A 20,647-nucleotide genomic window follows, 5' to 3' on the forward strand; every position below is an offset into this window, starting at 1 on the left:
ACTCAGTCCTGCTGCCGCGGCTTCGGCAGCTGCTCGGTCTTCTGCTCAACGGAAGGGGCGGCGTCGGCCTCGTCGGCGGAGCCGTCCTCCAGGGGCTTGAGCACCGACATCGCCGCCTCCACCGCTGCCTGCGCGGCGTGGAACTGCGTGGCGAGGTTGTCGTGCGCCGAACGCAACGACGACTCCTTCTCGGACGCGGCGGCGGCGCGCTGGTCGGCTTCGGCCACGGCCGCGGCCGACCTCTCCTCGGCCTGGCGCACCAGTGCCGACGTCCTGGCCTCGGCGTCGCGGACGAGCGCGACGGCCTTCTCGTCGGCCTCGCGCACCGTGGTCGCGGCCTTCTGCTCGGCCTCCGTGACGGCGGTCGTCGCCTTGTCCTCGGAGACGCGCAGGGTCGTCGCCGCCTTCTCCTCCGCCGCGCTGACCAGGGCGATCGCCTGTGTGGACGCGTCGGAGGAGATCTTCTCGGCCTTCGCCAGCGACTCGGCCTCGAGGTCGGCGAGAGCCTTCTCCGCCTCGGCCTGCCTGGCCTTGAGCTCGTCGTCGAGCCTCTGGAGCGTCTCGACGCGCTTGACCTCGGCCTCGGCGGAGATCCGCTCGGCCTCGGACCGCGCGTCTGCCAGCACCTTCTGGTGTTCGGCGGTCAGCGTCGCCTTGAGTCCGTCGTACTCCTTGTCCAGTTCGTCGTGGTACGCCTTGTACTTCGCGTCGAGTTCGACGCGGTGGGCGTCCAGGTCGGCCGACTTCTTCTCGAACTCGGCGGCGACGCGCTCACCGTTCGCGCGCACCTCGGCGACCAGCGCCTCGTGGTCGGCGGCGAGCTTCGCCTGCAACGACGAGTGCTCGGCCTCCAGCTCGGACCTGCGGCCGGCGGTCTGCTGGTCCAGCTCGGCGTGGCGCTGCTGGTAGTTCATCTCGAGCTGCTTGCGGCGCGCCTCGGTCTCGGCGAGCAGGCGCTGGTGGGCCTCGCGCTGCTCCGCCGCCCACCTCTCGGCCTCGCCGCGCGTCGCGGCGGCCTTGTCGAGGGCGTCCTTGCGGATGTCGGCGATCTCTTCCTCGGCCAGGCTCATCATCACGCGCACACGCTCGGTGACGTTCGACGCGCTCACGGGACTGCTGGCGAGGTTCTGGAGCTGGATCTTGGTCTTGTCGAGATCGGCGCGCATCGAGTTGAGGAGCTTGGTGAGCTCCCCCACCTGCGCGGCGGCCGCGTCACGGGAGCGGTTCGAGTTCTTGAGGTCGAACTCCAAGCGGGTGACTCGTTCGTTCACCTGTCGCTGGTTGTAACCACGAAGGACAACGTCGAAATGCGGTGTGCGGGCAGTAGGCTGCCCGGCTCCATCAGCCCCGGCCATATGGCTCACCCTACCGAGATAGTCGCGAAGATCGTCACTCGATCTGGTTAAACCCACTACCGGCCGCAGTCTGACCGGGTGGTGGGTATCCACTTTGCTCTCACCAAGCGAGAATTGGTGTGAGCAAGACCGATCAGGATGACACCCATCACGTGGGACAGTCCTCCCAACAGGCAAGAGTCGCACGGTAACGTGCCACGACTGATGACTGCCGAGTAACACCGGGAGGGCACGGATGTTCCGCAAGGTTCTTGTCGCCAACCGCGGCGAGATCGCGATTCGCGCGTTCCGAGCCGCCTACGAACTGGGCGCGGGAACGGTCGCCGTCTTCCCTCATGAGGACCGGAACTCGCTCCACCGGCTGAAGGCGGACGAGTCCTACGAGATCGGCGAGCCCGGACATCCCGTCCGCGCCTACCTTTCCGTCGAGGAGATCATCAAGGCCGCCCGCAAGGCCGGTGCCGACGCGATCTACCCGGGTTACGGCTTCCTGTCGGAGAACCCGGAGCTCGCGATGGCGTGCCGTGAGGCAGGTCTCACCTTCATCGGCCCCGTGGCCGAGGTTCTGGAGCTGACTGGCAACAAGGCGCGCGCCATCGCGGCCGCCCGCGAGGCCGGGCTGCCGGTGCTGGAGTCGAGCCCGCCGTCGTCCGACATCGACGAGCTGCTCGAAGCGTCGAAGACGATGCGCTTCCCGGTCTTCGTGAAGGCCGTCGCCGGTGGTGGTGGCCGCGGCATGCGCAAGGTCGACGACCCCTCCGCGCTGCGCGAGTCCCTCGAAGCGGCGTCGCGCGAGGCGGAGTCCGCGTTCGGCGACCCGACCGTGTTCCTCGAACAGGCCGTGGTCGAACCGCGCCACATCGAGGTGCAGATCCTCGCCGACGGCCAGGGCAACGTGATCCACCTGTTCGAGCGCGACTGCTCAGTGCAGCGGCGCCACCAGAAGGTCATCGAGATCGCGCCCGCGCCGAACCTCGCGCCCGAACTGCGTGACCGCATCTGCGCCGACGCGGTGAAGTTCGCGAGGCACATCGGCTACCGCAACGCCGGCACCGTGGAGTTCCTGCTCGACCCGCAGGGCCACTACGTCTTCATCGAGATGAACCCGCGCATCCAGGTCGAGCACACGGTCACGGAAGAGGTGACCGACGTCGACCTGGTGCAGTCGCAGATGCGCATCGCGTCGGGCGAGACGCTGGACGACCTGGGCCTGTCCCAGGAGACCGTCCAGCTGCGCGGCGCGGCGCTCCAGTGCCGCATCACGACCGAGGACCCCGCCAACGGGTTCCGCCCGGACACCGGCACGATCAGCGCCTACCGCTCGCCCGGTGGTTCCGGCATCCGCCTCGACGGCGGCACGGCGGGCGCCGGCATGGCCATCAGCCCGCACTTCGACTCGATGCTCGTGAAGCTCACGTGCCGCGGCCGCACCTTCTCCCTCGCCGTCGCCCGTGCGCGCCGTGCGATCGCGGAGTTCCGCATCCGCGGTGTGTCGACGAACATCCCGTTCATCCAGGCCGTGCTGGACGACCCGGACTTCTACGAGGGCCGCGTCACCACGTCGTTCATCGAGAAGCGCCCGCACCTGCTGACCGCGCGCCACTCGGCCGACCGCGGCACGCGCCTGCTGACCTACCTCGCGGACGTCACGGTCAACCACCCGAACGGCACCCGCCCGACCGCCGTCGACCCGCGCGAGAAGCTGCCGGTCGTCGACCTGAACGCCGAGCCGGCCCCCGGCTCCAAGCAGAAGCTGGTCGAGCTCGGCCCCGAGGGCTTCGCGCGGTGGCTGCGGGAGAGCAAGGCCGTCGGCGTCACGGACACGACGTTCCGCGACGCCCACCAGTCGCTGCTCGCCACCCGAGTACGCACCAAGGACCTGCTCTCCGTCGCACCGCACGTGGCGCGCATGACGCCGGAGCTGCTGTCCCTGGAGTGCTGGGGCGGCGCGACCTACGACGTGGCGCTGCGGTTCCTCGCGGAGGACCCGTGGGAGCGCCTCGCGTCGTTGCGCGAAGCGGTGCCGAACATCAACCTGCAGATGCTGCTGCGCGGCCGCAACACGGTCGGCTACACGCCGTACCCCGAGGCGGTCACCAAGGCGTTCGTGCAGGAGGCGACGAACACCGGCATCGACATCTTCCGGATCTTCGACGCGCTGAACGACGTCGAGCAGATGCGCCCGGCGATCGAGGCCGTGCGCGAGACCGGGACGGCGGTCGCCGAGGTCGCGCTCTGCTACACGAGCGATCTGTCCAATCCGGACGAACGTCTGTACACACTGGACTACTACCTCAAGCTCGCCGAGCAGATCGTCGGCGCCGGCGCTCACGTGCTGTGCGTCAAGGACATGGCCGGCCTGCTGCGGGCACCCGCCGCGTCGCGCCTGATCACCGCGCTGCGCAAGGAGTTCGACCTCCCGGTCCACCTCCACACGCACGACACGGCGGGCGGCCAGCTCGCGACCTACCTGGCCGCGATCCAGGCGGGCGTGGACGCGATCGACGGCGCGACCGCGTCGATGGCGGGCACGACCTCGCAGCCGCCGCTGTCGTCGATCGTGGCGCTGACCGACCACACCGAGCGCTCCACCGGTCTCAACCTGCAGAACGTCTGCGACCTGGAGCCGTACTGGGAGTCCGTGCGCAAGATCTACGCGCCGTTCGAGTCCGGCATCCCCGGCCCGACCGGCCGCGTCTACCACCACGAGATCCCCGGTGGTCAGCTCTCGAACCTGCGCACGCAGGCCGTCGCTCTCGGTCTCGGCGAGAAGTTCGAGGAGATCGAGTCGATGTACGCGGCCGCCGACCGCATGCTCGGCCACCTGGTGAAGGTGACGCCGTCGTCCAAGGTCGTCGGTGACCTCGCGCTGCACCTCGTGGGCGCGGGCGTCGCACCGAAGGACTTCGAGGCGGACCCCGGCAAGTTCGACATCCCGGCGTCGGTGATCGGCTTCCTGCACGGCGAGCTGGGCGACCCGCCCGGCGGCTGGCCGGAGCCGTTCCGCAGCAAGGCCCTCGAAGGCCGCCCCGCCCCGAAGCCGGTCGAGGAGCTGTCCGCCGAGGACCAGGCGGGTCTCGCCGACGACCGGCGGGCGACGCTGAACAGGCTGCTGTTCCCGGCGCCCACCAAGGAGTTCCGCACGCACCGCGACGCCTACGGTGACACGTCGGTGTTGCGCTCCAAGGACTTCTTCTACGGCCTGCGTCCCGGCGAGGAGTACTCCGTCGACCTGGAGCCGGGCGTCCGGCTGCTGATCGGCCTGGAGGCGATCTCCGAGGCCGACGCGCGGGGCATCCGCACGGTCATGGCGACCATGAACGGCCAGCTGCGCCCGATCCAGGTCCGCGACCGTTCGGTGGCCGCCGACATCCCGGCCGCCGAGAAGGCCGACCGCACGAACCCGAACCACGTGGCGGCCCCGTTCGCCGGCGTGGTGACGGCGGCGGTGGCCGAGGGCGACCGGGTCGACGCCGGTCAGACCGTCGCGACCATCGAGGCCATGAAGATGGAGGCCGCGATCACCGCCCCGAAGGCGGGTGTCGTGCAGCGCCTGGCGTTGCGCGGTGCCCAGCAGGTCGAGGGCGGCGACCTCCTGATCGTCCTGGAGTAACTCGTCTGGTGAGGGGCCCGGTCTCGTCGAGGCCGGGCCCTTTCGCTGTGCGGGGCGCGCGGAACTCCACGACGATTCCCTGCGTTGCACCGGGCACGGGAGTCAGGGGAAGAGGGTTTCGCACATGAAGAAGGCTTTGGCAGGACTGCTCGGCCTGGCGGGCGTGGCGTGGGCGTTGAAGGACGTGCCCCGGCAGCTGGGCGGGAAGCCGGATCCGGTCCACATGTCGCGCTCGCCGCGCTACCGCGACGGGAAGTTCCACAACGACAAGGAAGTCCGCACGGTCCCGGACCGCGAGTCCTTCTCGATCCGCGACTTCGTATTCGGCGGCGAGGACCGCAAGCCGTCCGTCGAGGTGCCGCTGGTGAGACCTGCCGCGCCGGTGTCCGACGGCCTGCACATCACCTGGTACGGCCACGCGTCCGCGCTGATCGAGATCGACGGCGCCGCCGTGCTCATCGATCCTGTGTGGAGCGACCGCGTCTCGCCGTCCGCGCACGTCGGCCCCAAGCGACTGCACCCGGTTCCGCACGAGTTGTCGGATCTGCCTGACATCAGCGCCGTCGTGATCTCGCACGACCACTACGACCACCTCGACATGGAGACCGTGCAGGCGCTGACCGCGGGAACGTCCGCGGTGTTCGTGGTGCCGCTCGGGCTCGGCGCGCACCTCGCGCGGTGGGACGTGCCCGCCGACCGCGTGGTGGAGCTGGACTGGGACGAGTCGCACTCGGTGGACGGGTTCACGCTCACCTGCACCGCGGCCCAGCACTTCTCCGGACGTTCGGTGCAGCGCAACGTCACGCTGTGGGCGTCGTGGGTCATCAAGCGCGGTGAGCGTTCGGTGTTCTACAGCGGCGACACCGGCTACTTCCCCGGCTACAAGACGATCGGCGCGGCACACGGTCCGTTCGACGCAGTGCTGATGCAGGTCGGTGCGTACGGGGACGCGTGGCCGGACATCCACATGACGCCGGAGGAGGGCGTCCAGGCGTTCGACGACCTCGGCGGCGGCCTGCTGATCCCGGTGCACTGGGCGACGTTCAACCTCGCGCTGCACCCGTGGGGCGAGCCGATCGACCGCGTGTGGCGGGAGGTCAAGGCGAGCGGGCTGAAGCTCGCGGTGCCGAGGCCCGGTGAACGGGTTGACGTCGACAATCCGGCCGAGGTCGACGGCTGGTGGCAGGCGCTCGCCTAGATCGTCGAGCGCAGGCGGCGGACGGCACGCAGGACCTCGTCGCGGTGCTTCGCCGACTTCAGCCACGCGGGCAGCTTCGCGAGGATCGTCATCCGCCGTACCGACGACGGATGCGGGTCCTCTCGGAGCGTCGCGCCGACATAGGACTCCAGCAGGTCCAGGTGTGGAGCGTTCAGCGCCCACAGCATGTGTCCGGCGCACGGTGTTGTCAGCCAGAGGTCCGGCACGACGCGTGAGGTCTCCCAACACCACACACGCTTGTACGGTCGGGCGTGCGCGCACCTGGGGCACACGAGACGGTCGGACGTTACGACGGCTTGGGCCGAGCACGACGGGCACGCCACCAGGACCGGAGTGGCGGCCAACTCGCACAGGCAGGCGCCCGAGTCGCGGTGGCGGGTCATGCGGACAGGATGCACCTGGGACGATGGACCGGTGACACGAATCGTTGCCGGGACCGCGGGAGGCCGCAGGCTCAAGGTTCCGCCCAAGGGCACGCGGCCCACCTCCGAGCGGGTGCGGGAGGCGTTGTTCAGCTCGCTCGAGGCGCTGGTCGACCTCGACGGCGCGAAGGTGCTGGACCTGTACGCCGGGTCGGGAGCACTCGGGTTCGAGGCGCTGAGCCGGGGAGCGGAGCACGCGACGTTCGTGGAGTCGGACAAGCGGGCCGCTGACGTGCTCAAGGGCAACGCCAGGGAGCTCGGGTTCGCGAACACCGTCGTCGTGAATCGCACGGCCGAGGCGTACGTCACGGCCGAGGGGGAGAAGTTCGACGTCGTGTTCGCCGACCCGCCGTACGCCGTGGGCGACGACGAGCTCGCCAAAGTGCTGCGCGGGATCGTGCCCAGGCTCGCAGGGGACGCCATCTTGATCGTGGAACGTGCTTCGCGAAGCGGCGAACCAGCCTGGCCGGAAGAAGTGGAATCCTTGCGTGCCAAGCGTTACGGGGACACAGCCGTGTACTGGGCACAGGTGCGTGCTGATGGGTGACGAGAACCACGGACACGCCTGGAGGCGTCCGATCGGGTGCTAACGTCCGGCACATGACGCGCGCCGTGTACCCCGGCTCCTACGACCCGGTGACCAACGGTCACCTGGACATCATCGGGAGAGCCGCGCACCTCTTCGAAGAGGTCGTCGTCGCTGTGCTCATCAACAAGAACAAGCGCACCTTGTTCGACGTCGAGGAGCGGCAGGAGATGCTGCGCGAGGTCACGGCGCAGTGGGACAACGTGCGCGTGGACTCCTGGCACGGCCTGTTGGTCGACTACTGCCGCGAGAACAACATCAAGGCCATCGTGAAGGGCCTGCGCGCGGTCAGCGACTACGACTACGAGCTGCAGATGGCGCAGATGAACCACCAGCTCACCGGCGTCGACACGCTGTTCATGCAGGCCAGCCCGCAGTACTCCTACCTGGCGTCCTCGCTGGTCAAGGAGGTCGCGACGTACGGTGGCGACGTCTCGACGCTGCTGCCGGCGACCATCGAGCAGCGGCTGCAGCAGCGCCTCGCCGAGACTCGTTAGAGCGCGAGCTTCATCCCCACGTGCGACGCGGTGAACCCGAGCCGCTCGTAGAACCGGTGCGCGTCCACGCGTGACGCGTCCGTCGTCAACTGCACCAGGCCGCAACCGCGTGCCCGCGCCTCGTCGATCGCCCACCTCATCAGGCGCTCGCCGAGGCCGCCGCCGCGCTGGTCGGAACGCACCCGCACGGCCTCGACGGTCGCGCGGGTCATGCCCAGGCGCGACAGGCCGGACGTGAACGTCAGCTGAAGCGTGCCCACGACCTCGTCGCCGGCGACCGCCACGGCCAGGAGCTGGTGCGGGTCGGCGTCGATCACCTCGAACGCCTTCAGGTAGGCGGGATCGCCCGGCCTCTCCCGCTGCGCGCCGAGCGGGTCGTCCGCCAGCATCGCCACGATCGGGTGGACATCGGCGGCCACGGCCCGCCTGATTGTGATCTTCACGTTTCTCCCGGCTCGATGTGGGCAAATCCTGACACGCCCTGCCGATCTCCCTCTCCCGGAGAGATCGGCAGGGCACACTTGTGGGTGGGAGTCACAGGGGTTAGGGGAGTGAGACGTGTACCGGGTGTTCGAGGCACTCGACGAGCTCGTCACGATCGTCGAGGAAGCGCGCGGAGTACCGATGACCTCGGGCTGCGTGGTGCCGCGCGGCGACGTGCTCGAACTGCTCGACGACGTGCGTGACGCGATCCCCACCGAGCTCGACGACGCGCAGGACGTGCTGGACCACCGCGACGAGGTCGTCGGCAAGGCCAAGCACGAGGCGGAGTCGGGCGTGTCCAAGGCACGCGCGGACGCGGATCGCATGCTCGCCGAGGCACAGGCCGAGGCGGAGGCGATGCTGTCCGACGCGCGCGCCCGCGCCGAGCGGATGATCGCCGAGGCGGAGGATCAGGCCGAACGGACCGTGTCCGCCGGCCGCCAGGAGTACGACGACCTGGTGGGGCGTTCGCACTCCGAGGCCGAGCGCATGATCCAGGCGGGTCGCGCGAACTACGAGCGCGCCACCGAGGACGGCCGCGCCGAGCAGGCGAGGCTCGTCAACGAGCAGGAGGTCGTCCGGGCGGCGCACGCCGAGTCGGCGCGACTGCTCGACGCCGCCCAGAGCGAGTCGATCCGGCTGCGGTCGGAGTGCGACGCGTACGTCGACGGCAAGCTCGCGGACTTCGAGGACCTCCTCGCGCACACGCTCAGGTCGGTCGGCAAGGGCCGTTCGCACCTGCGCGGACCGGCCGTGGCGGGTGCCGCGGCGCCTTTCGACTACGGTTCCTGACGAACCAGCCGGCTCGGACACGCCTGAACGTGTGATTCGTGCTACGTCGGACAGGTGCGATCACCTGCCGATTTCACGCACGGGGGCGTCGTCCCGTACCCTGGACCGGCTGGACGTGGTAGGTCCCCGCCGGCAAAACCCGAAATCATGACTGAGCATCGTCACGCGTCCACGCGTCCCACAGCATCCGGTCCCTGGGTCATCGACACCAGGGACATCGGCCGTCGCGCCGGTCTGAGCCGACCCTTCGTTCGGTCAGTTCCTGGCGCAGGTGTGGGGCTGCTCGGGGTGATCGCGGTGCCCGAGGACGGGGAAGTGGAGCTCGACCTCCTGATCGAATCGGTCGTGGAGGGCCTGCTCGTGTCGGGGACAGCGTTCGCGAAGGTCGAAGGGGAGTGCTCGAGGTGTCTCGAGCCGCTCACCGACGAGGTCGAGGTCCGGATCACGGAGCTCTACGCCTGGCCGGACAGCACCACCGACGCGACCACTGATGAAGACGAGGTCAGCCGGATCGTCAACGATCTGATCGACCTCGAGCCTGTGGTGCGGGACGCCATCGTTCTCGCGCTGCCGCAGGCACCGCTCTGCGAGCCGGACTGCAAGGGGCTTTGCTCCGAGTGTGGTGGCAGGTGGGCGGAGCTCGGGCCCGACCACGGGCATGAGACGATTGACCCTCGTTGGGCCGCGTTGCAAGAGCGGTTCAGCGATGACAACTCGGAGGAGAAGTAGTCGTGGCCGTCCCGAAGCGGAAAATGTCGCGTTCGAACACCCGTGCGCGCCGTTCCCAGTGGAAGACGTCTGCCGTGCACCTGGTGGCGTGCTCCAACAAGGCTTGCCGCCAGCCGAAGCCGCAGCACGTCGCCTGCCCGGCCTGTGGTCAGTACGCTGGCCGCCAGGTCGCTCAGCCGGCCTGATCTCCTCGGCGACGTAGTGGGGGGAAAGCCGCCGCGCGCACCGCAAGCGGACCGCGCGGACCTGCTCGAAGCGCTCGGCGTCCACCTGGACGCCGAGCTGCTCGTGCTGTCGCTCACCCACAGGTCTTACGCGTACGAGAACGGCGGCTTGCCGCCGAACGAGCGTCTCGAGTTCCTGGGAGACGTGGTACTGGGGCTGGTCGTCACCGACCACCTCTACCGCACTCATCCCGACCTTCCCGAAGGTCAGCTCGCGAAGCTCCGTGCCAGCGTCGTGAACATGCACGCACTGGCCGGCGTCGCGCGTGACCTGGGTGAAGGCGGGCTCGGTGCACACCTGTTGCTCGGTCGTGGCGAAGAACTGACCGGCGGCAGGGACAAGGCGAGCATTCTCGCTGACGGTCTCGAGGCCGTCATCGGTGCGGTGTACCTGCAGTTCGGTATCGATACCGCACGAACGTTCGTTCACCGGCTGTTCGATCCGCTCTTGGCCAAAGCTCCGCTTTTGGGTGCTGGACTGGACTGGAAGACAAGCCTGCAGGAGCTCACCGCTCAAGCCAGTCTCGGCGTCCCGGAGTACCGCGTGGACGACCAGGGGCCGGACCACCGCAAGGAGTTCACCGCCACGGTGCTCGTCGGTGGCCAGCCCTACGGCAAGGGTGATGGGCGCACCAAGAAGGAAGCCGAGCAGAAAGCCGCCGAAGCGGCTTATCATGTTCTGTCGGAACGGGTCAAGGCCGAGCAGGAGTCGGCCGTGGCCAAGAACGGGCAGAATGGCGCCTCGGTGACGCCAGGGATCTCCCCAACCGAGGAAGACTGAGACCGCAAATGTATGCGACCAGGAACCGCACGAACCGCCGCACGCGCACCAATCGCGGCCCGGTGAACACCTCCCGCAGCGGAGGAATCCAGGGACTTGTGCTGGTCAGGGACACGAGCCGCGCGGGTGTGTGGGTGCTCAAGCCCACCAAGCCGCAGGCCGCCGTGATCGAGGCGCAGCCCGTCGACGAGGGCAAGTCCGAAGCCTGACGTGCCCGAACTCCCAGAGGTCGAGGTAGTACGCCTCGGCCTCGAAGCCCACGTCGCCGGCCGGGTCATCTCCTCGGTAGAGGTGTTGCACCCACGCGCCATCCGCCGGCACGACCTGGGTTCCTTGGACTTCTGCGCGCGCTTGGCCTCGCAACCGATGGTGGCAGCCAAGCGCCGCGGCAAGTACCTCTGGGTTGAACTGGCCGACAAAGCCGCCATGCTCGCGCACCTGGGCATGAGTGGCCAAATGCTCGTCCAACCCTCGTCGGCCCCCGACGAGAAGCATCTGCGCGTCCGTTTCACGTTCGACGACGGCGGACCCGAGCTCCGTTTCGTTGACCAACGCACCTTCGGCGGCCTCGCTCTGGCCGAGTTGGTCGAGGTCGACGGCACCCTGGTCCCTGACACCGTCGCGCACATCGCTCGCGACCCCATGGACCCCTTGTTCTCCCGTGATGCTGCCGTGCGCGCGTTGCGCCTGCGTCACACCGAGGTCAAGCGCGCTTTGCTGGACCAGACCCTCGTGTCCGGTATCGGCAACATCTACGCCGACGAGGCCCTGTGGCGCGCGAAGCTGCACGGCACCCGGATGACGGACAAGCTCGCGAAACCCAAGGCCGCCGAGTTGCTGGACCACGCCACCGACGTGATGCGTGAGGCGCTCGGCCAGGGCGGGACCTCGTTCGACGCGCTGTACGTCAACATCAACGGGCAGTCCGGGTACTTCGACCGCTCCCTGAACGCCTATGGGCAGGAGAACCGGCCCTGCAAGCGGTGCGGTGCGGCGATGATCCGAGAGCCGTTCATGAACCGCTCCTCGTACTCGTGCCCGCGGTGCCAGCCTCGCCCCAGGGCTTGAGGCTTTCTTTCCCCTGCTCCGCGACGTGCTGACAACCCGCGCGCGCCTGAGCGTCCTGTAGTCAAACCCTTGTCCAGCGTCTCAAATCTCGAAGCCGTAACGCGCGTTGGACAGTACTGCGCAGTGCGTAGTACCGTCCAACGCGCAACAGTGCGGACGCTCCGGAAAGACGGGGTTCGTTTGGCGGCCGGAATGGGCTTCGCCGATTTCGACCACCAAGCCGAGGGCGGAGGGGCGATGGACACCAGTCAACTGCTCAAAGGGGTGCTGGACCTGGCCGTGCTTGCGGTTCTGCGCAAGGACGACGGGTACGGGTACGACGTGGTGCGCAGACTGCGCGCCGGGGGACTGAACGAAGTGGGTGACGCGTCGGTGTACGGCACGCTGCGGCGGCTCTACAACGCGGGGATGCTGACCTCGTACGTGGTGCCGAGTGAAGAAGGCCCGCACCGCAAGTACTACAGCATCAACGAGACCGGGCGGGCGCGCCTGGCTGAGTCGAGGGAGACGTGGAGGTCGTTCGCCAGCACGCTGGACGGCCTGCTCGAGGAGGTCGCGGCATGAACACCCAAGCGCTCGGTGTCGAGTACTACCTGGCCGGGATGCGTGCGGCCCTCGACGACCTGCCGCCCAACGAGGTCGCCGAGATCATGGAGGACGTCGAGGCGCACGTCGCCGAACTGTCCACGGAGCTCGGTGACGACGAGACGCTGGAGCAGCGGCTCGGGTCGCCTGAGCTGTACGCGCAGGAACTGCGGCAGGCGGCCGGGTATCCGCCCAAGACCGAGCGGTTGCCGGTCACCACGAAGGGCGGCTGGCTGACCAGGCCCCGGGCCGCCGCGTGGGGGCTCGTGGCGGCCACCGGTGTCACGCTGCTCGCGGGGGTGGCGGCGTTGCGGGAGCCGGCGATCCTGCTGCTGCCCGCGGTGATCCTGGTGCTCAGCCTCGCGCTGGTGCACGACCGCGGGCCGCTCCAGCAGGAGATCATGAACCTGCCGGAGACTCACCGGCTGAAGAAGTGGCTGGCCGTGGAGCCGGGCACGCCGGCGGAACGGGCGTTGACCTACCTGACGTCGCTGCAGCCCGCGTGGTGGCTGATCCGGGCCGGTCTGCTCGGGCTCGGGGCGGTGCTGCTCGCCGGTCGCGACATCCTCGGGTTCCTGGCGCTCGCCGCGATCGCGGTGGTGTCGGTGTTCGCCGGGCCGCGCGCCAAGGTCGACCGGCGGTGGCTGTGGTTCAGCCTGCCCGCGTCGGCGCTGGCGGTGGGGCTGCTCTTCCAGGTGATCGACGTGACGGCGAACCAGCTGGCGTACGGCTCGTCGTCGCGCTCGTCCTACCCGCAGCCGATCGTCGAGCCGTACCAGAACATCTACGTGTACGACGAGAACGGCAAGTTGCTCACGAACGTGTTGTTGTACGACCAGGACGGCCAGCCCATCAACGCGCCGCGAGGCTACAACAGCTGCAATGACCCGGGTAACGGTCCTGAACCGGTGATTCCGGCTAACCGCTATCCGCGGCCGAAGATCGACTACGAAAACGGTGTTTGTTACACGGTGGCACCGAGCGTGTCCGCTCCGTCATCAACGGCCAGTACAGCGCCGTCGAGTTCTGGAAGCGCACCTTCGAGCTCGGTGCCACCTACTTCCGTGTCACCCAGCAAGTAAAACGCAGGAGCGGGGCCCGTCGGGGGTCCCGCTCCTACTTGTTCTGCTGTGGTTCGGCCAGGTGCCGCAAAATCGGCATCGCCGAGCGCAGGTGTTCTCTGTCTTCCGGCGAAAGTTCGGACATTCTTTCACTCAATAGTTCGGCTTCGCCGTGAGCGAGCGACAGGATCGTCTCGCGGCCGACTTCGGTGAGCACGACTATCGTTGCTCTGCCGTCGGCCGCGTCGGGCTCGCGACGGACCAGGCCGGTGGACTCCAGGCTGGTCACGACGGTTGTGGCGGTCGGCTGCGAACACAGGGCGCGCACCGCGATCTCGCCGATCCGCATCGGGCCGTGGGCGCTCAGTTCTGACAGCACCAATAACTGGGTGGGTTGCAAACGGCGGGCCGGAGCGGCCTGCCGAAGACTTCGCACCAGCCGGTGCACGGCCACCACGAGTTGAAGTGCCTCGTGGTTGGTGACGGTGGTGGGCATCGTTTCTCCGCGCGCATGTGATTGTCCGAATTCGGACACGAACCCTGGCACTTTCCCTCATTCACGCTCCGCGCGCTATCCGCCAACTGCCGATAACCCATTCGGCCGTTGTGGTGACGCGGGGTGTCACGGCGCGCGTCCGGCACACTTAAATGTGCTGGTAAACGGCGTAAAAAGCGCAGCGAAGCTCACTCGAACGGGCGCCGTGCTGAAGCATGATTCAACGAGACAGATCTCCTGTCAGAACTGTGGGAAGGCGCACGTGTTTAGCCGTGTGGCGCAGCGCGTACCACCGAACGGTCCACGTCCGGACAGGAGCAGACTGGGCCGGTGAGTCCGAAACCCCGACGTGGCGAGCTTCGCATCCATCTCGGCGCCGCTCCCGGTGTCGGCAAGACGTTCGCCATGCTCGGTGAGGCGCACCGCAGGCGGGAACGCGGCACAGATGTGGTCATCGGATTTGTGGAGACCCACGGCCGTGCGAAGACCGCCGAACTGGTCGAAGGCCTGGAAATCGTCGCGCGCAGGCACTCCGCGCACCGCGGCGTCGAACTCACCGAGATGGACGTCGACGCCGTGCTGGCACGTGCGCCGCAGCTTGCCGTCGTCGACGAACTGGCCCACACGAACGCGCCGGGATCTCGTAATGCAAAGAGGTGGCAAGACGTCGAGGAACTCCTCGAAGCCGGGATCGACGTGCTGTCGACAGTCAACATTCAGCACCTGGAATCTCTCAACGACGTCGTTCAGCGCATAACCGGCGTGCCGCAGCAGGAAACGGTGCCGGACGAGGTCGTCCGCAAAGCCGACCAGATGCAGCTCGTCGACCTCACGCCGGAAGCGCTGCGCCGCCGGCTCGCGCACGGCGACGTCTACGCGGCGAACAAGATCGACGCCGCGCTCGGCAACTACTTCCGCGTCGGCAACCTCACGGCGTTGCGCGAACTGGCGTTGCTGTGGGTCGCCGACCAGGTCGACGTCGCGTTGATGCGCTACCGGACCGAGCGGCAGATCACCGACACGTGGGAGACGCGCGAACGCGTCGTCGTCGCGATCACCGGTGGCGGGGAAAGCGAGACGCTCATCCGTCGCGCGCGTCGCATCGCCACGCGCGCGGGTGGCGACCTTCTCGTCGTGCACGTGCTTCGCGGCGACGGCCTCGCAGGCGCCGATCCGCACTCGCTGCAGAAGTACCGCAAGCTCGCCGAGGACGTCGGTGCCACGTTCCACACCGTGGTCGGCGATGACGTGCCCACGGCGCTGCTGGAGTTCTCACGGGGCGTCAACGCCACTCAGCTCGTGGTCGGCACCTCGCGCCGTTCGCGGTTCGCGCGCATGTTCTCGGCGGGTATCGGCTCCACGGTCGTGCAGGAGTCCGGCGCGATCGACGTCCACATGGTCACGCACCCGGCGACGACCAACGGCTGGAGAGCCAGGTTCGCGGGCAGTCCGTTGAAGCCGAGCCGCCTCGCGTGGGGCTGGTTCCTCGCGGTGGCCGGTCCCGCGCTGGTCACGGCGGCCGGCACATCGCTGCGCAGCGGCCTGAACTTCTCCACCAACGTCATCGGCTACCTGCTGGTCACGCTGGTCGTGGCGATCGTCGGCGGGCTCGGCCCCGCGATCGCCGCCGCGCTGACCAACGCGTTGCTGCTGAACTTCTTCTTCACCGAGCCCTTCTACACGTTCACCATCGACGCCCAGCAGAACGTGCTCACCTTCTTCGCGATGATCATCGTGGGCGTCTCCACGGCGTTGGTGGTGGACCACGCCGCTCGCCGTGCGACGCAGGCAGCGCGCGCTCGCACCGAGGCCACGCTCCTCGCGTCGTACGCGCGCACCGTGCTGACGAACCCGTATCCGCTCGCACGGCTGCTGGAGAAGGTGAAGGAGAACTTCGGACTGACGTCCGTCGCGCTGTTGGAACAAGTCGACGGCTCCTGGGACCGCGTCGCGTGCGTCGGCGTCGGTCCGTGTGACGAGCCCGACGACGCGGACGTCGACATCGCCGTGACCCCGGAAGTGCACCTGGCGCTGCGCGGCCGTTCGCTGCCGGCGTCCGACCGCCGAGTCCTCGAAGCGGCCGCGGGCCAGGCGTTGCTCGCGCTGAGGCAGCAACGCATGGCCGAGCAGACCCTCGAAGCCCAGCGCCAGGCCTCCCGCACCGAGCTGCGCACCGCGTTGCTCTCGGCCGTCGGCCACGACCTCCGCACGCCACTGACGTCGATCAAGGCCTCCGTGGGCTCGTTGCGCGACCCGGAGCTGCGGCTCTCGGACTCCGACACGGCCGAGCTGCTGGAGGCCGTCGAGGAGTCGGCGGACCGGCTCACCGGCCTCGTCGACAACCTCCTCGATTCCTCCCGTCTGGCCACGGGCGCCGTGGAACCGCAGTTCCGCGCCGTCGACTACTACGAGGCCGTCGCGCGAGCCCTGGTCGGCCAGCCCGGGGACGTCGAGGTCGACGTCCCGGAGTCGCTACCGCCCGTCCGCGCCGACGTCGGCCTGCTCGAACGAGTGATCGCGAACGTCGTGGGCAACGCCGTGCGTTACGCCGGCGCGGTGGCGTTGCGCGCGTCCGCACACGGCTCCGAGGTGGAGCTACGCGTCGTGGACCACGGCCGCGGCCTGCCCAGGGGCACAGCGGACCAGGTCTTCGCCCCTTTCCAGCGCTTGGGCGACCGCACGCCGGGTGGCGTTGGTCTCGGTCTGAGCGTGGCGAAGGGCTTCACGGAGGCGATGGGAGGCACGATCACCATGGAGGACACACCCGGTGGCGGACTCACCGTGGTGATCTCACTCCCCGCAGATGAGAGGGTCGCGTGACAAAAGTACTGGTGGTCGACGACGAGCCGCAGATCGTGCGCGCCCTGCGGATCAACCTCTCGGCCCGCGGCTACGAGGTGCTCACGGCACCCGACGGCGCCACGGCCCTCCGCCTGGCGGCGGACGGCAAACCAGACGTGGTGGTCCTCGACCTCGGCCTGCCCGACATGGACGGCACCGACGTCATCGCGGGCCTGCGCGGCTGGACCAGCCTGCCGATCATCGTGCTGTCCGCCCGCACCGACTCGACCGACAAGGTCGACGCCCTGGACGCCGGCGCCGACGACTACGTGACAAAACCATTCGGCATGGATGAACTCCTCGCTCGCCTGCGTGCCGCCGTCCGCCGCTCGGCCGCACCCGGACCCGAGGACGAGCCGATCGTGAAGACGGCCTCGTTCACCGTCGACCTGGCGGCGAAGCGCGTGCTCAAGGACGGGACCGAGGTCCACCTCACGCCCACCGAGTGGGGCCTGCTGGAGGTGCTCGCACGCAACGCGGGAAAGCTCGTCGCGCAGAAACAGCTGCTGCGGGACGTGTGGGGGCCCGCGTACGAGAAGGAGACGCACTACCTGCGGGTGTACCTGGCCCAGTTGCGGCGCAAGCTGGAGCCGGAGCCCGCGCGGCCGCGGCACCTGCTGACCGAGCCCGGCATGGGGTACCGGTTCGAGCCCTAGGGGGAGCTTTGTTCGAGCACGGACTGGTCGAGGTGCCGCCCGGACAACTCGGCAGGGTGGAAGCGGACGCGGCCGCCGCCGGGATGCACGTGATCGACCTGTCCGCGGAGATCGGCGCGCACCCGAGCTGGGAAGCGCTCGCCGATGATCTGTGGGACCAGGCGCACGCCTCCGGGACGGTCGTCGTCTGGCCGGGCTCGCGCGCGTTCCGGCTGGCCGCGCCGCAGGACTACCGGCACGCCCTCGCCGTCCTCGACGGGATTGCGGCGGCGGTGTTCATCGAGCGCAACGATCTCGAGCCGTACGAGATCGTTGCGCTCGACACCTATGCCACCGGGGTTGTGCTGACGGCCACGAGCTCCATGTGCTCGGTGGTCGTGGACGGCGTCGTGCACGACCTTCGGCGTGACCAGGTCGACCCGACCAGCGCCTCGCGGATGGCCTCCGCCTGGTTCGGTGAGGTCGTCTGCGACGTGCTGGTCTCCGCGCGCGACCGGCCGATCGATCTCTCCCACCTCGAACCGGCCGCCGCCGTCGAGGTCAGGACCTGGCTGCGGATCGCGGGGCTGGCCGACGCGCGGCCGACCCCGTTCGGCCTGGCGCTCGCCGAGTTGGTGCTGGCCACCGGCCGCGTCGCCGATCTGGCGTCCGAGCACGGCAGGTGGGAGCTCTACGAGACGTCCTTCGGCCGGCTGGACCTGCTGCGCGCGGCGGTGCGGCACGAACCGGACGGCGTGCTGGCGAAGTCGGTCGTGCTGGCGGTGCTTCCGCTGACCGACGACCACTCGGCGTGGTTCGAGGTGGCCGACGACGAGCACGTGCGAAGCAGGAGCCGTGAGATCGGAGTGCTGCGCCGGGCTGTGGACCTCACCCGCGAAGAGATCGACGTGTGGGCGTGGTCCGACTGGTTGCAGCTGCGACTCGCCGAACTGCCCGCTCCGGCGGTGCTGCGAGCGCTGGTGGACGAGGGCCGCACCAAGCGCGTCCGCCGGCTGGCGTTCGCCACGCTCAGGACCGTGCCGGACTAGGGCTTCGGGTCCGGCGGGGGCGTGCTCGACGACGAGGACGACGGCGGCGCGGTGGTCGGCGACGCCGAGGACGAGGAGGTCGACGACGGCGGCTCGGTCTGAGACGGCGGCGGCGTGCTCTGCGTCGGCTGTGTCGGCTTCGCCGGGTCGGTCGTCAGCTGCGGCTGGTCCGGCGTGCCCGGCTTCGGCTGGTCCTGCGGGCGGGCGGCCTGCTTGCGGTCCGGTGCGGACGCCGGCTTCGGGGCGCCGGAGGACACCGTGACCACGACGGTGCTGGTGCTGCCGTCCGGCGCGACGCTCGTGATGGTCTGCACGACGTCTGCCGCCGTGCGTTCCGGGGTCGCTTCACGGCCGGATGCGGCCAGCATGGAGGCCACGGTGGCGAACAGGGTCGCCACGACCACTCCGCCCGCAGCCAGCATCACTGCCGTGCCCATGCGCTTCTTGGGCTGGGCAGGCTCGGTCGGTGACTGCGGATGATCTTCCTCGAACACCACTCGCTCCTCGGGGGAAACCCGGTCGGATGGACTTGCGTTCGAGTTATCGGCGGAAACGAACCAACGCCTCAGCAGAGCCACACCTTCGTGTAGCTCTGCGTCACGTGGCGGTGACGGGCGTAACCCTAGGCCGGTGGCGTCGTTGTCGTCGTGCTCGTCGTAGTGGTGGTGGTCGACGAGGAAGTCGTGGTCGTCGTGTTGTTGTTCGTGGTCGTCGTGGACGACGAGGTGATCACCGGCGGCGGGTCGTCGGTCGTGACCGTCGTGGTGGTGCCGTCGGGGCGCGTGATGGTCGTGACGCGCGTCTGCTTCTTCGTCGTCGTGGTCGCCGAGGTGGCGGTGGTGGTCTCCGCGGCCGACGACGTCTGCGTGACGCTCGAGGTCGGTGCGGAGGTCGGCACGATGCTCAGGGCGTCGCGCACGGCCTCCTTGCGCGGCGGCTGGGTCGCCGGTGACTCGGATGCGGAGTCCGAGCCGGCGGCGAAGGAGGCGACGGCGGCGAAGACGGTCGCCAGCACGACGCCTGAGGCGGCTAGGACGACCTGCGGCGCTCCTCGGAAGAAGCGCGAGCGCGAGTCCGGTTCCGGGCTCTCGTACACGAAGTTTCCCCTGCTCGAACGGTCAGCGGCCGAAGTTCTGGGTCCAGTAGTTGCCGCGGGTGTCAAGCCCCACGCCCATCGTGGTGAAGCTGCAGTTCTCGATGTTCTCGCGGTGGCCGGTGGACTTCATCCAGCCGTCCACGACCGCCGCGGCGGTCGGGTAGCCCATCGCGATGTTCTCGCCGCCCGGCTTCGGGTAGCCGGCCTCGCGCATGCGGACGTCGAACGTCCTGCCGTCCTGCGACGTGTGCGAGAAGTACTTCTTGGTCGCCATGTCCGTGCTGTGGGCCTGCGCGGCGGTCGTGATGCGGTCGTCGATCACGAGGGCCTTGCAACCCGCTGCGGCACGGGCGTCGTTCGTGAGCGCGAGCACCGCCTGCTCCGGCGTCTGGCCGGTGGGGGGCTGCGTCTGGGCGGGCGGCTTCGGCGCCTCGGGGGGTGGCGTCGTGGTGGACGGGGACGCCGGCGTCGAAGGTGTGGAGGAAGGCGTCTCGGCCGTCGTCGAGGTGGCGGGCACCGACGAGGACGACTGGGCCGTGGGGTCGCCGGTCTCGGCGTTGCCGCCGTCGGACGGCGGTCTGTTGCCGTTGGGTGCGGCGGCGTTGCCCGTTCCGAACTGGTTCGCTGCGTCGGTGGTCTCCTGCTGTGCGGCATTGGTGAAACCGATGCCGAGAGGGGAGGTACCGGAGAGGGCGAGGCCGCCGATTCCGGTTGCACCGATCAGCAGGCCGAGTAAGAGGCTGCGGGCACTCACGAGCCGGGACCGTACCACTAATGGGTGACAACCCCAGAGTGCGTCTTCGGTCACCTGGCGTGACTACGCCACCATTCGGAGGTGGACGTGCGACTAAACGCGTGGGTACGAGGACGGGTTCAGGGTGTTGGTTTCCGCTGGTGGACGCGAGCCAGGGCGCTAGAACTCGGCCTGGTCGGGAGTGCTTCGAACAGGCCGGACGGCCGGGTCGAGGTCGTTGCCGAGGGTTCGCGGGAGAACTGTGAACAACTGCTGAATGCTCTCCGTTCGGGTGAAACCCCCGGACACGTCGAATCTGTCGGTGAGCAGTGGTCGGACGCCAGAGGTGACCTGACCGGGTTCATCGAGCGCTGAACCTTTC

Annotated in this window: 23 protein-coding genes; 16 read left to right on the forward strand and 7 right to left on the reverse strand. The window is 68.9% G+C overall.

Annotated features, from left to right (window positions below):
- Positions 1–2 precede the first annotated feature (2 nt).
- Entirely contained in the window at positions 3–1,271 is a 1,269-nt protein-coding gene (locus tag BM417_RS15040; protein WP_093593225.1) for a coiled-coil domain-containing protein, read from the reverse strand.
- Between the two features lie 319 nt (positions 1,272–1,590).
- On the opposite strand from BM417_RS15040, the gene BM417_RS15045 reads away from it, so the two are divergent.
- Both BM417_RS15045 and BM417_RS15050 read left to right on the forward strand, forming a co-directional pair.
- On the forward strand, positions 1,591–4,968 hold the full coding sequence (locus BM417_RS15045; RefSeq protein WP_093593228.1) for a pyruvate carboxylase: 3,378 nt from the start codon (positions 1,591–1,593) through the stop codon (positions 4,966–4,968).
- A gap of 124 nt (positions 4,969–5,092) precedes the next feature.
- Positions 5,093–6,166, forward strand: a complete 1,074-nt coding sequence (locus tag BM417_RS15050) for an MBL fold metallo-hydrolase (RefSeq protein ID WP_093593231.1) — start codon at positions 5,093–5,095, stop codon at positions 6,164–6,166.
- Here the strand turns inward: BM417_RS15050 and BM417_RS49195 are convergent.
- Positions 6,163–6,354: a hypothetical protein gene (locus BM417_RS49195; RefSeq protein ID WP_245821925.1), complete on the reverse strand. Its 192-nt coding sequence runs from the start codon at positions 6,352–6,354 to the stop codon at positions 6,163–6,165. The genes BM417_RS15050 and BM417_RS49195 overlap by 4 nt on opposite strands.
- A gap of 247 nt (positions 6,355–6,601) precedes the next feature.
- Here BM417_RS49195 and rsmD point away from each other — a divergent pair, with 247 nt between their 5' ends.
- Both rsmD and coaD read left to right on the forward strand, forming a co-directional pair.
- Positions 6,602–7,156 (forward strand): 16S rRNA (guanine(966)-N(2))-methyltransferase RsmD, encoded by a 555-nt coding sequence (gene rsmD / locus BM417_RS15060; protein ID WP_177320441.1) that lies wholly within the window; start codon positions 6,602–6,604, stop codon positions 7,154–7,156.
- A gap of 53 nt (positions 7,157–7,209) precedes the next feature.
- The gene (coaD, locus tag BM417_RS15065; RefSeq protein WP_086660746.1) at positions 7,210–7,692 is read left to right on the forward strand and encodes a pantetheine-phosphate adenylyltransferase; all 483 of its coding nucleotides are present in this window, start codon (positions 7,210–7,212) and stop codon (positions 7,690–7,692) included.
- On the opposite strand, the gene BM417_RS15070 is transcribed toward coaD, so the two are convergent.
- The gene (locus BM417_RS15070; RefSeq protein WP_093593800.1) at positions 7,689–8,081 is read right to left on the reverse strand and encodes a GNAT family N-acetyltransferase; all 393 of its coding nucleotides are present in this window, start codon (positions 8,079–8,081) and stop codon (positions 7,689–7,691) included. The two genes, coaD and BM417_RS15070, sit on opposite strands and share 4 nt — an antisense overlap.
- Positions 8,082–8,250: 169 nt before the next feature.
- On the opposite strand from BM417_RS15070, the gene BM417_RS15075 reads away from it, so the two are divergent.
- The 8 genes from BM417_RS15075 (at position 8,251) to BM417_RS15110 (ending at position 13,436) form a co-directional block, all read left to right on the forward strand.
- The gene (locus tag BM417_RS15075; protein ID WP_093593240.1) at positions 8,251–8,967 is read left to right on the forward strand and encodes a DivIVA domain-containing protein; all 717 of its coding nucleotides are present in this window, start codon (positions 8,251–8,253) and stop codon (positions 8,965–8,967) included.
- A gap of 147 nt (positions 8,968–9,114) precedes the next feature.
- Complete coding sequence (locus tag BM417_RS15080) at positions 9,115–9,696, forward strand: YceD family protein (RefSeq protein WP_093593243.1); 582 nt, start codon at positions 9,115–9,117, stop codon at positions 9,694–9,696.
- A 2-nt stretch (positions 9,697–9,698) separates the two neighbouring features.
- Positions 9,699–9,881 (forward strand): 50S ribosomal protein L32, encoded by a 183-nt coding sequence (rpmF, locus tag BM417_RS15085; RefSeq protein WP_030467958.1) that lies wholly within the window; start codon positions 9,699–9,701, stop codon positions 9,879–9,881.
- A gap of 16 nt (positions 9,882–9,897) precedes the next feature.
- Positions 9,898–10,701 (forward strand): ribonuclease III, encoded by an 804-nt coding sequence (gene rnc / locus BM417_RS15090; protein WP_093593246.1) that lies wholly within the window; start codon positions 9,898–9,900, stop codon positions 10,699–10,701.
- Positions 10,702–10,709: 8 nt separating this feature from the next.
- Positions 10,710–10,910, forward strand: a complete 201-nt coding sequence (locus BM417_RS15095; RefSeq protein ID WP_093593249.1) for a hypothetical protein — start codon at positions 10,710–10,712, stop codon at positions 10,908–10,910.
- Position 10,911: 1 nt separating this feature from the next.
- Positions 10,912–11,769 (forward strand): bifunctional DNA-formamidopyrimidine glycosylase/DNA-(apurinic or apyrimidinic site) lyase, encoded by an 858-nt coding sequence (gene mutM, locus BM417_RS15100; protein WP_093593251.1) that lies wholly within the window; start codon positions 10,912–10,914, stop codon positions 11,767–11,769.
- 237 nt (positions 11,770–12,006) lie between these two features.
- On the forward strand, positions 12,007–12,333 hold the full coding sequence (locus BM417_RS15105; RefSeq protein WP_089917641.1) for a PadR family transcriptional regulator: 327 nt from the start codon (positions 12,007–12,009) through the stop codon (positions 12,331–12,333).
- Complete coding sequence (locus tag BM417_RS15110; protein ID WP_093593254.1) at positions 12,330–13,436, forward strand: DUF1700 domain-containing protein; 1,107 nt, start codon at positions 12,330–12,332, stop codon at positions 13,434–13,436. Before BM417_RS15105 ends, BM417_RS15110 begins: the two co-directional genes overlap by 4 nt.
- 34 nt (positions 13,437–13,470) lie before the next feature.
- On the opposite strand, the gene BM417_RS15115 is transcribed toward BM417_RS15110, so the two are convergent.
- Complete coding sequence (locus BM417_RS15115; protein WP_093593257.1) at positions 13,471–13,911, reverse strand: MarR family winged helix-turn-helix transcriptional regulator; 441 nt, start codon at positions 13,909–13,911, stop codon at positions 13,471–13,473.
- Positions 13,912–14,241: 330 nt separating this feature from the next.
- Between BM417_RS15115 and BM417_RS15120 the strand changes: the two genes are divergently transcribed.
- The 3 genes from BM417_RS15120 to BM417_RS15130 are packed head-to-tail and all read left to right on the forward strand — an operon-like array spanning position 14,242 to position 18,436.
- The gene (locus BM417_RS15120; protein WP_093593260.1) at positions 14,242–16,731 is read left to right on the forward strand and encodes a sensor histidine kinase; all 2,490 of its coding nucleotides are present in this window, start codon (positions 14,242–14,244) and stop codon (positions 16,729–16,731) included.
- Entirely contained in the window at positions 16,728–17,408 is a 681-nt protein-coding gene (locus BM417_RS15125; protein WP_093593263.1) for a response regulator, read from the forward strand. The genes BM417_RS15120 and BM417_RS15125 overlap by 4 nt, the downstream gene beginning before the upstream one ends.
- Before the next feature lie 8 nt (positions 17,409–17,416).
- Entirely contained in the window at positions 17,417–18,436 is a 1,020-nt protein-coding gene (locus tag BM417_RS15130; protein ID WP_093593266.1) for a barstar family protein, read from the forward strand.
- Here BM417_RS15130 and BM417_RS15135 read toward each other — a convergent pair.
- The 3 genes from BM417_RS15135 to BM417_RS47780 form a co-directional block, all read right to left on the reverse strand.
- Positions 18,433–18,930 carry a hypothetical protein gene (locus tag BM417_RS15135; RefSeq protein ID WP_143138654.1) on the reverse strand — a complete coding sequence of 166 codons (498 nt, stop codon included), beginning with the start codon at positions 18,928–18,930 and terminating at the stop codon, positions 18,433–18,435. The genes BM417_RS15130 and BM417_RS15135 overlap by 4 nt on opposite strands.
- 128 nt (positions 18,931–19,058) lie before the next feature.
- Positions 19,059–19,532 carry a hypothetical protein gene (locus BM417_RS47775; protein WP_177320442.1) on the reverse strand — a complete coding sequence of 158 codons (474 nt, stop codon included), beginning with the start codon at positions 19,530–19,532 and terminating at the stop codon, positions 19,059–19,061.
- A gap of 22 nt (positions 19,533–19,554) precedes the next feature.
- Positions 19,555–20,286: a CAP domain-containing protein gene (locus BM417_RS47780; protein ID WP_245821926.1), complete on the reverse strand. Its 732-nt coding sequence runs from the start codon at positions 20,284–20,286 to the stop codon at positions 19,555–19,557.
- Between the two features lie 81 nt (positions 20,287–20,367).
- Between BM417_RS47780 and BM417_RS15150 the strand changes: the two genes are divergently transcribed.
- A complete protein-coding gene (locus BM417_RS15150; RefSeq protein WP_093593272.1) occupies positions 20,368–20,640 on the forward strand; it encodes an acylphosphatase in 273 nt (90 codons plus the stop codon).
- The last annotated feature ends 7 nt before the right edge of the window (positions 20,641–20,647 follow it).

Origin of the sequence: Lentzea waywayandensis, assembly GCF_900115955.1 — a bacterium.
GTDB lineage: Bacteria > Actinomycetota > Actinomycetes > Mycobacteriales > Pseudonocardiaceae > Lentzea > Lentzea waywayandensis.

Coding starts and splice junctions, on each gene's coding strand:
- BM417_RS49195 (WP_245821925.1), bottom strand. CDS start 6,354: ATGCTGTGGGCGCTGAACGCTCCACACCTGGACCTGCTGGAGTCCTAT.
- BM417_RS15105 (WP_089917641.1), top strand. CDS start 12,007: ATGGACACCAGTCAACTGCTCAAAGGGGTGCTGGACCTGGCCGTGCTT.
- BM417_RS15115 (WP_093593257.1), bottom strand. CDS start 13,911: ATGCCCACCACCGTCACCAACCACGAGGCACTTCAACTCGTGGTGGCC.
- BM417_RS15070 (WP_093593800.1), bottom strand. CDS start 8,081: ATGCTGGCGGACGACCCGCTCGGCGCGCAGCGGGAGAGGCCGGGCGAT.
- BM417_RS15045 (WP_093593228.1), top strand. CDS start 1,591: ATGTTCCGCAAGGTTCTTGTCGCCAACCGCGGCGAGATCGCGATTCGC.
- BM417_RS15080 (WP_093593243.1), top strand. CDS start 9,115: ATGACTGAGCATCGTCACGCGTCCACGCGTCCCACAGCATCCGGTCCC.
- BM417_RS15110 (WP_093593254.1), top strand. CDS start 12,330: ATGAACACCCAAGCGCTCGGTGTCGAGTACTACCTGGCCGGGATGCGT.
- coaD (WP_086660746.1), top strand. CDS start 7,210: ATGACGCGCGCCGTGTACCCCGGCTCCTACGACCCGGTGACCAACGGT.
- BM417_RS15095 (WP_093593249.1), top strand. CDS start 10,710: ATGTATGCGACCAGGAACCGCACGAACCGCCGCACGCGCACCAATCGC.
- BM417_RS15050 (WP_093593231.1), top strand. CDS start 5,093: ATGAAGAAGGCTTTGGCAGGACTGCTCGGCCTGGCGGGCGTGGCGTGG.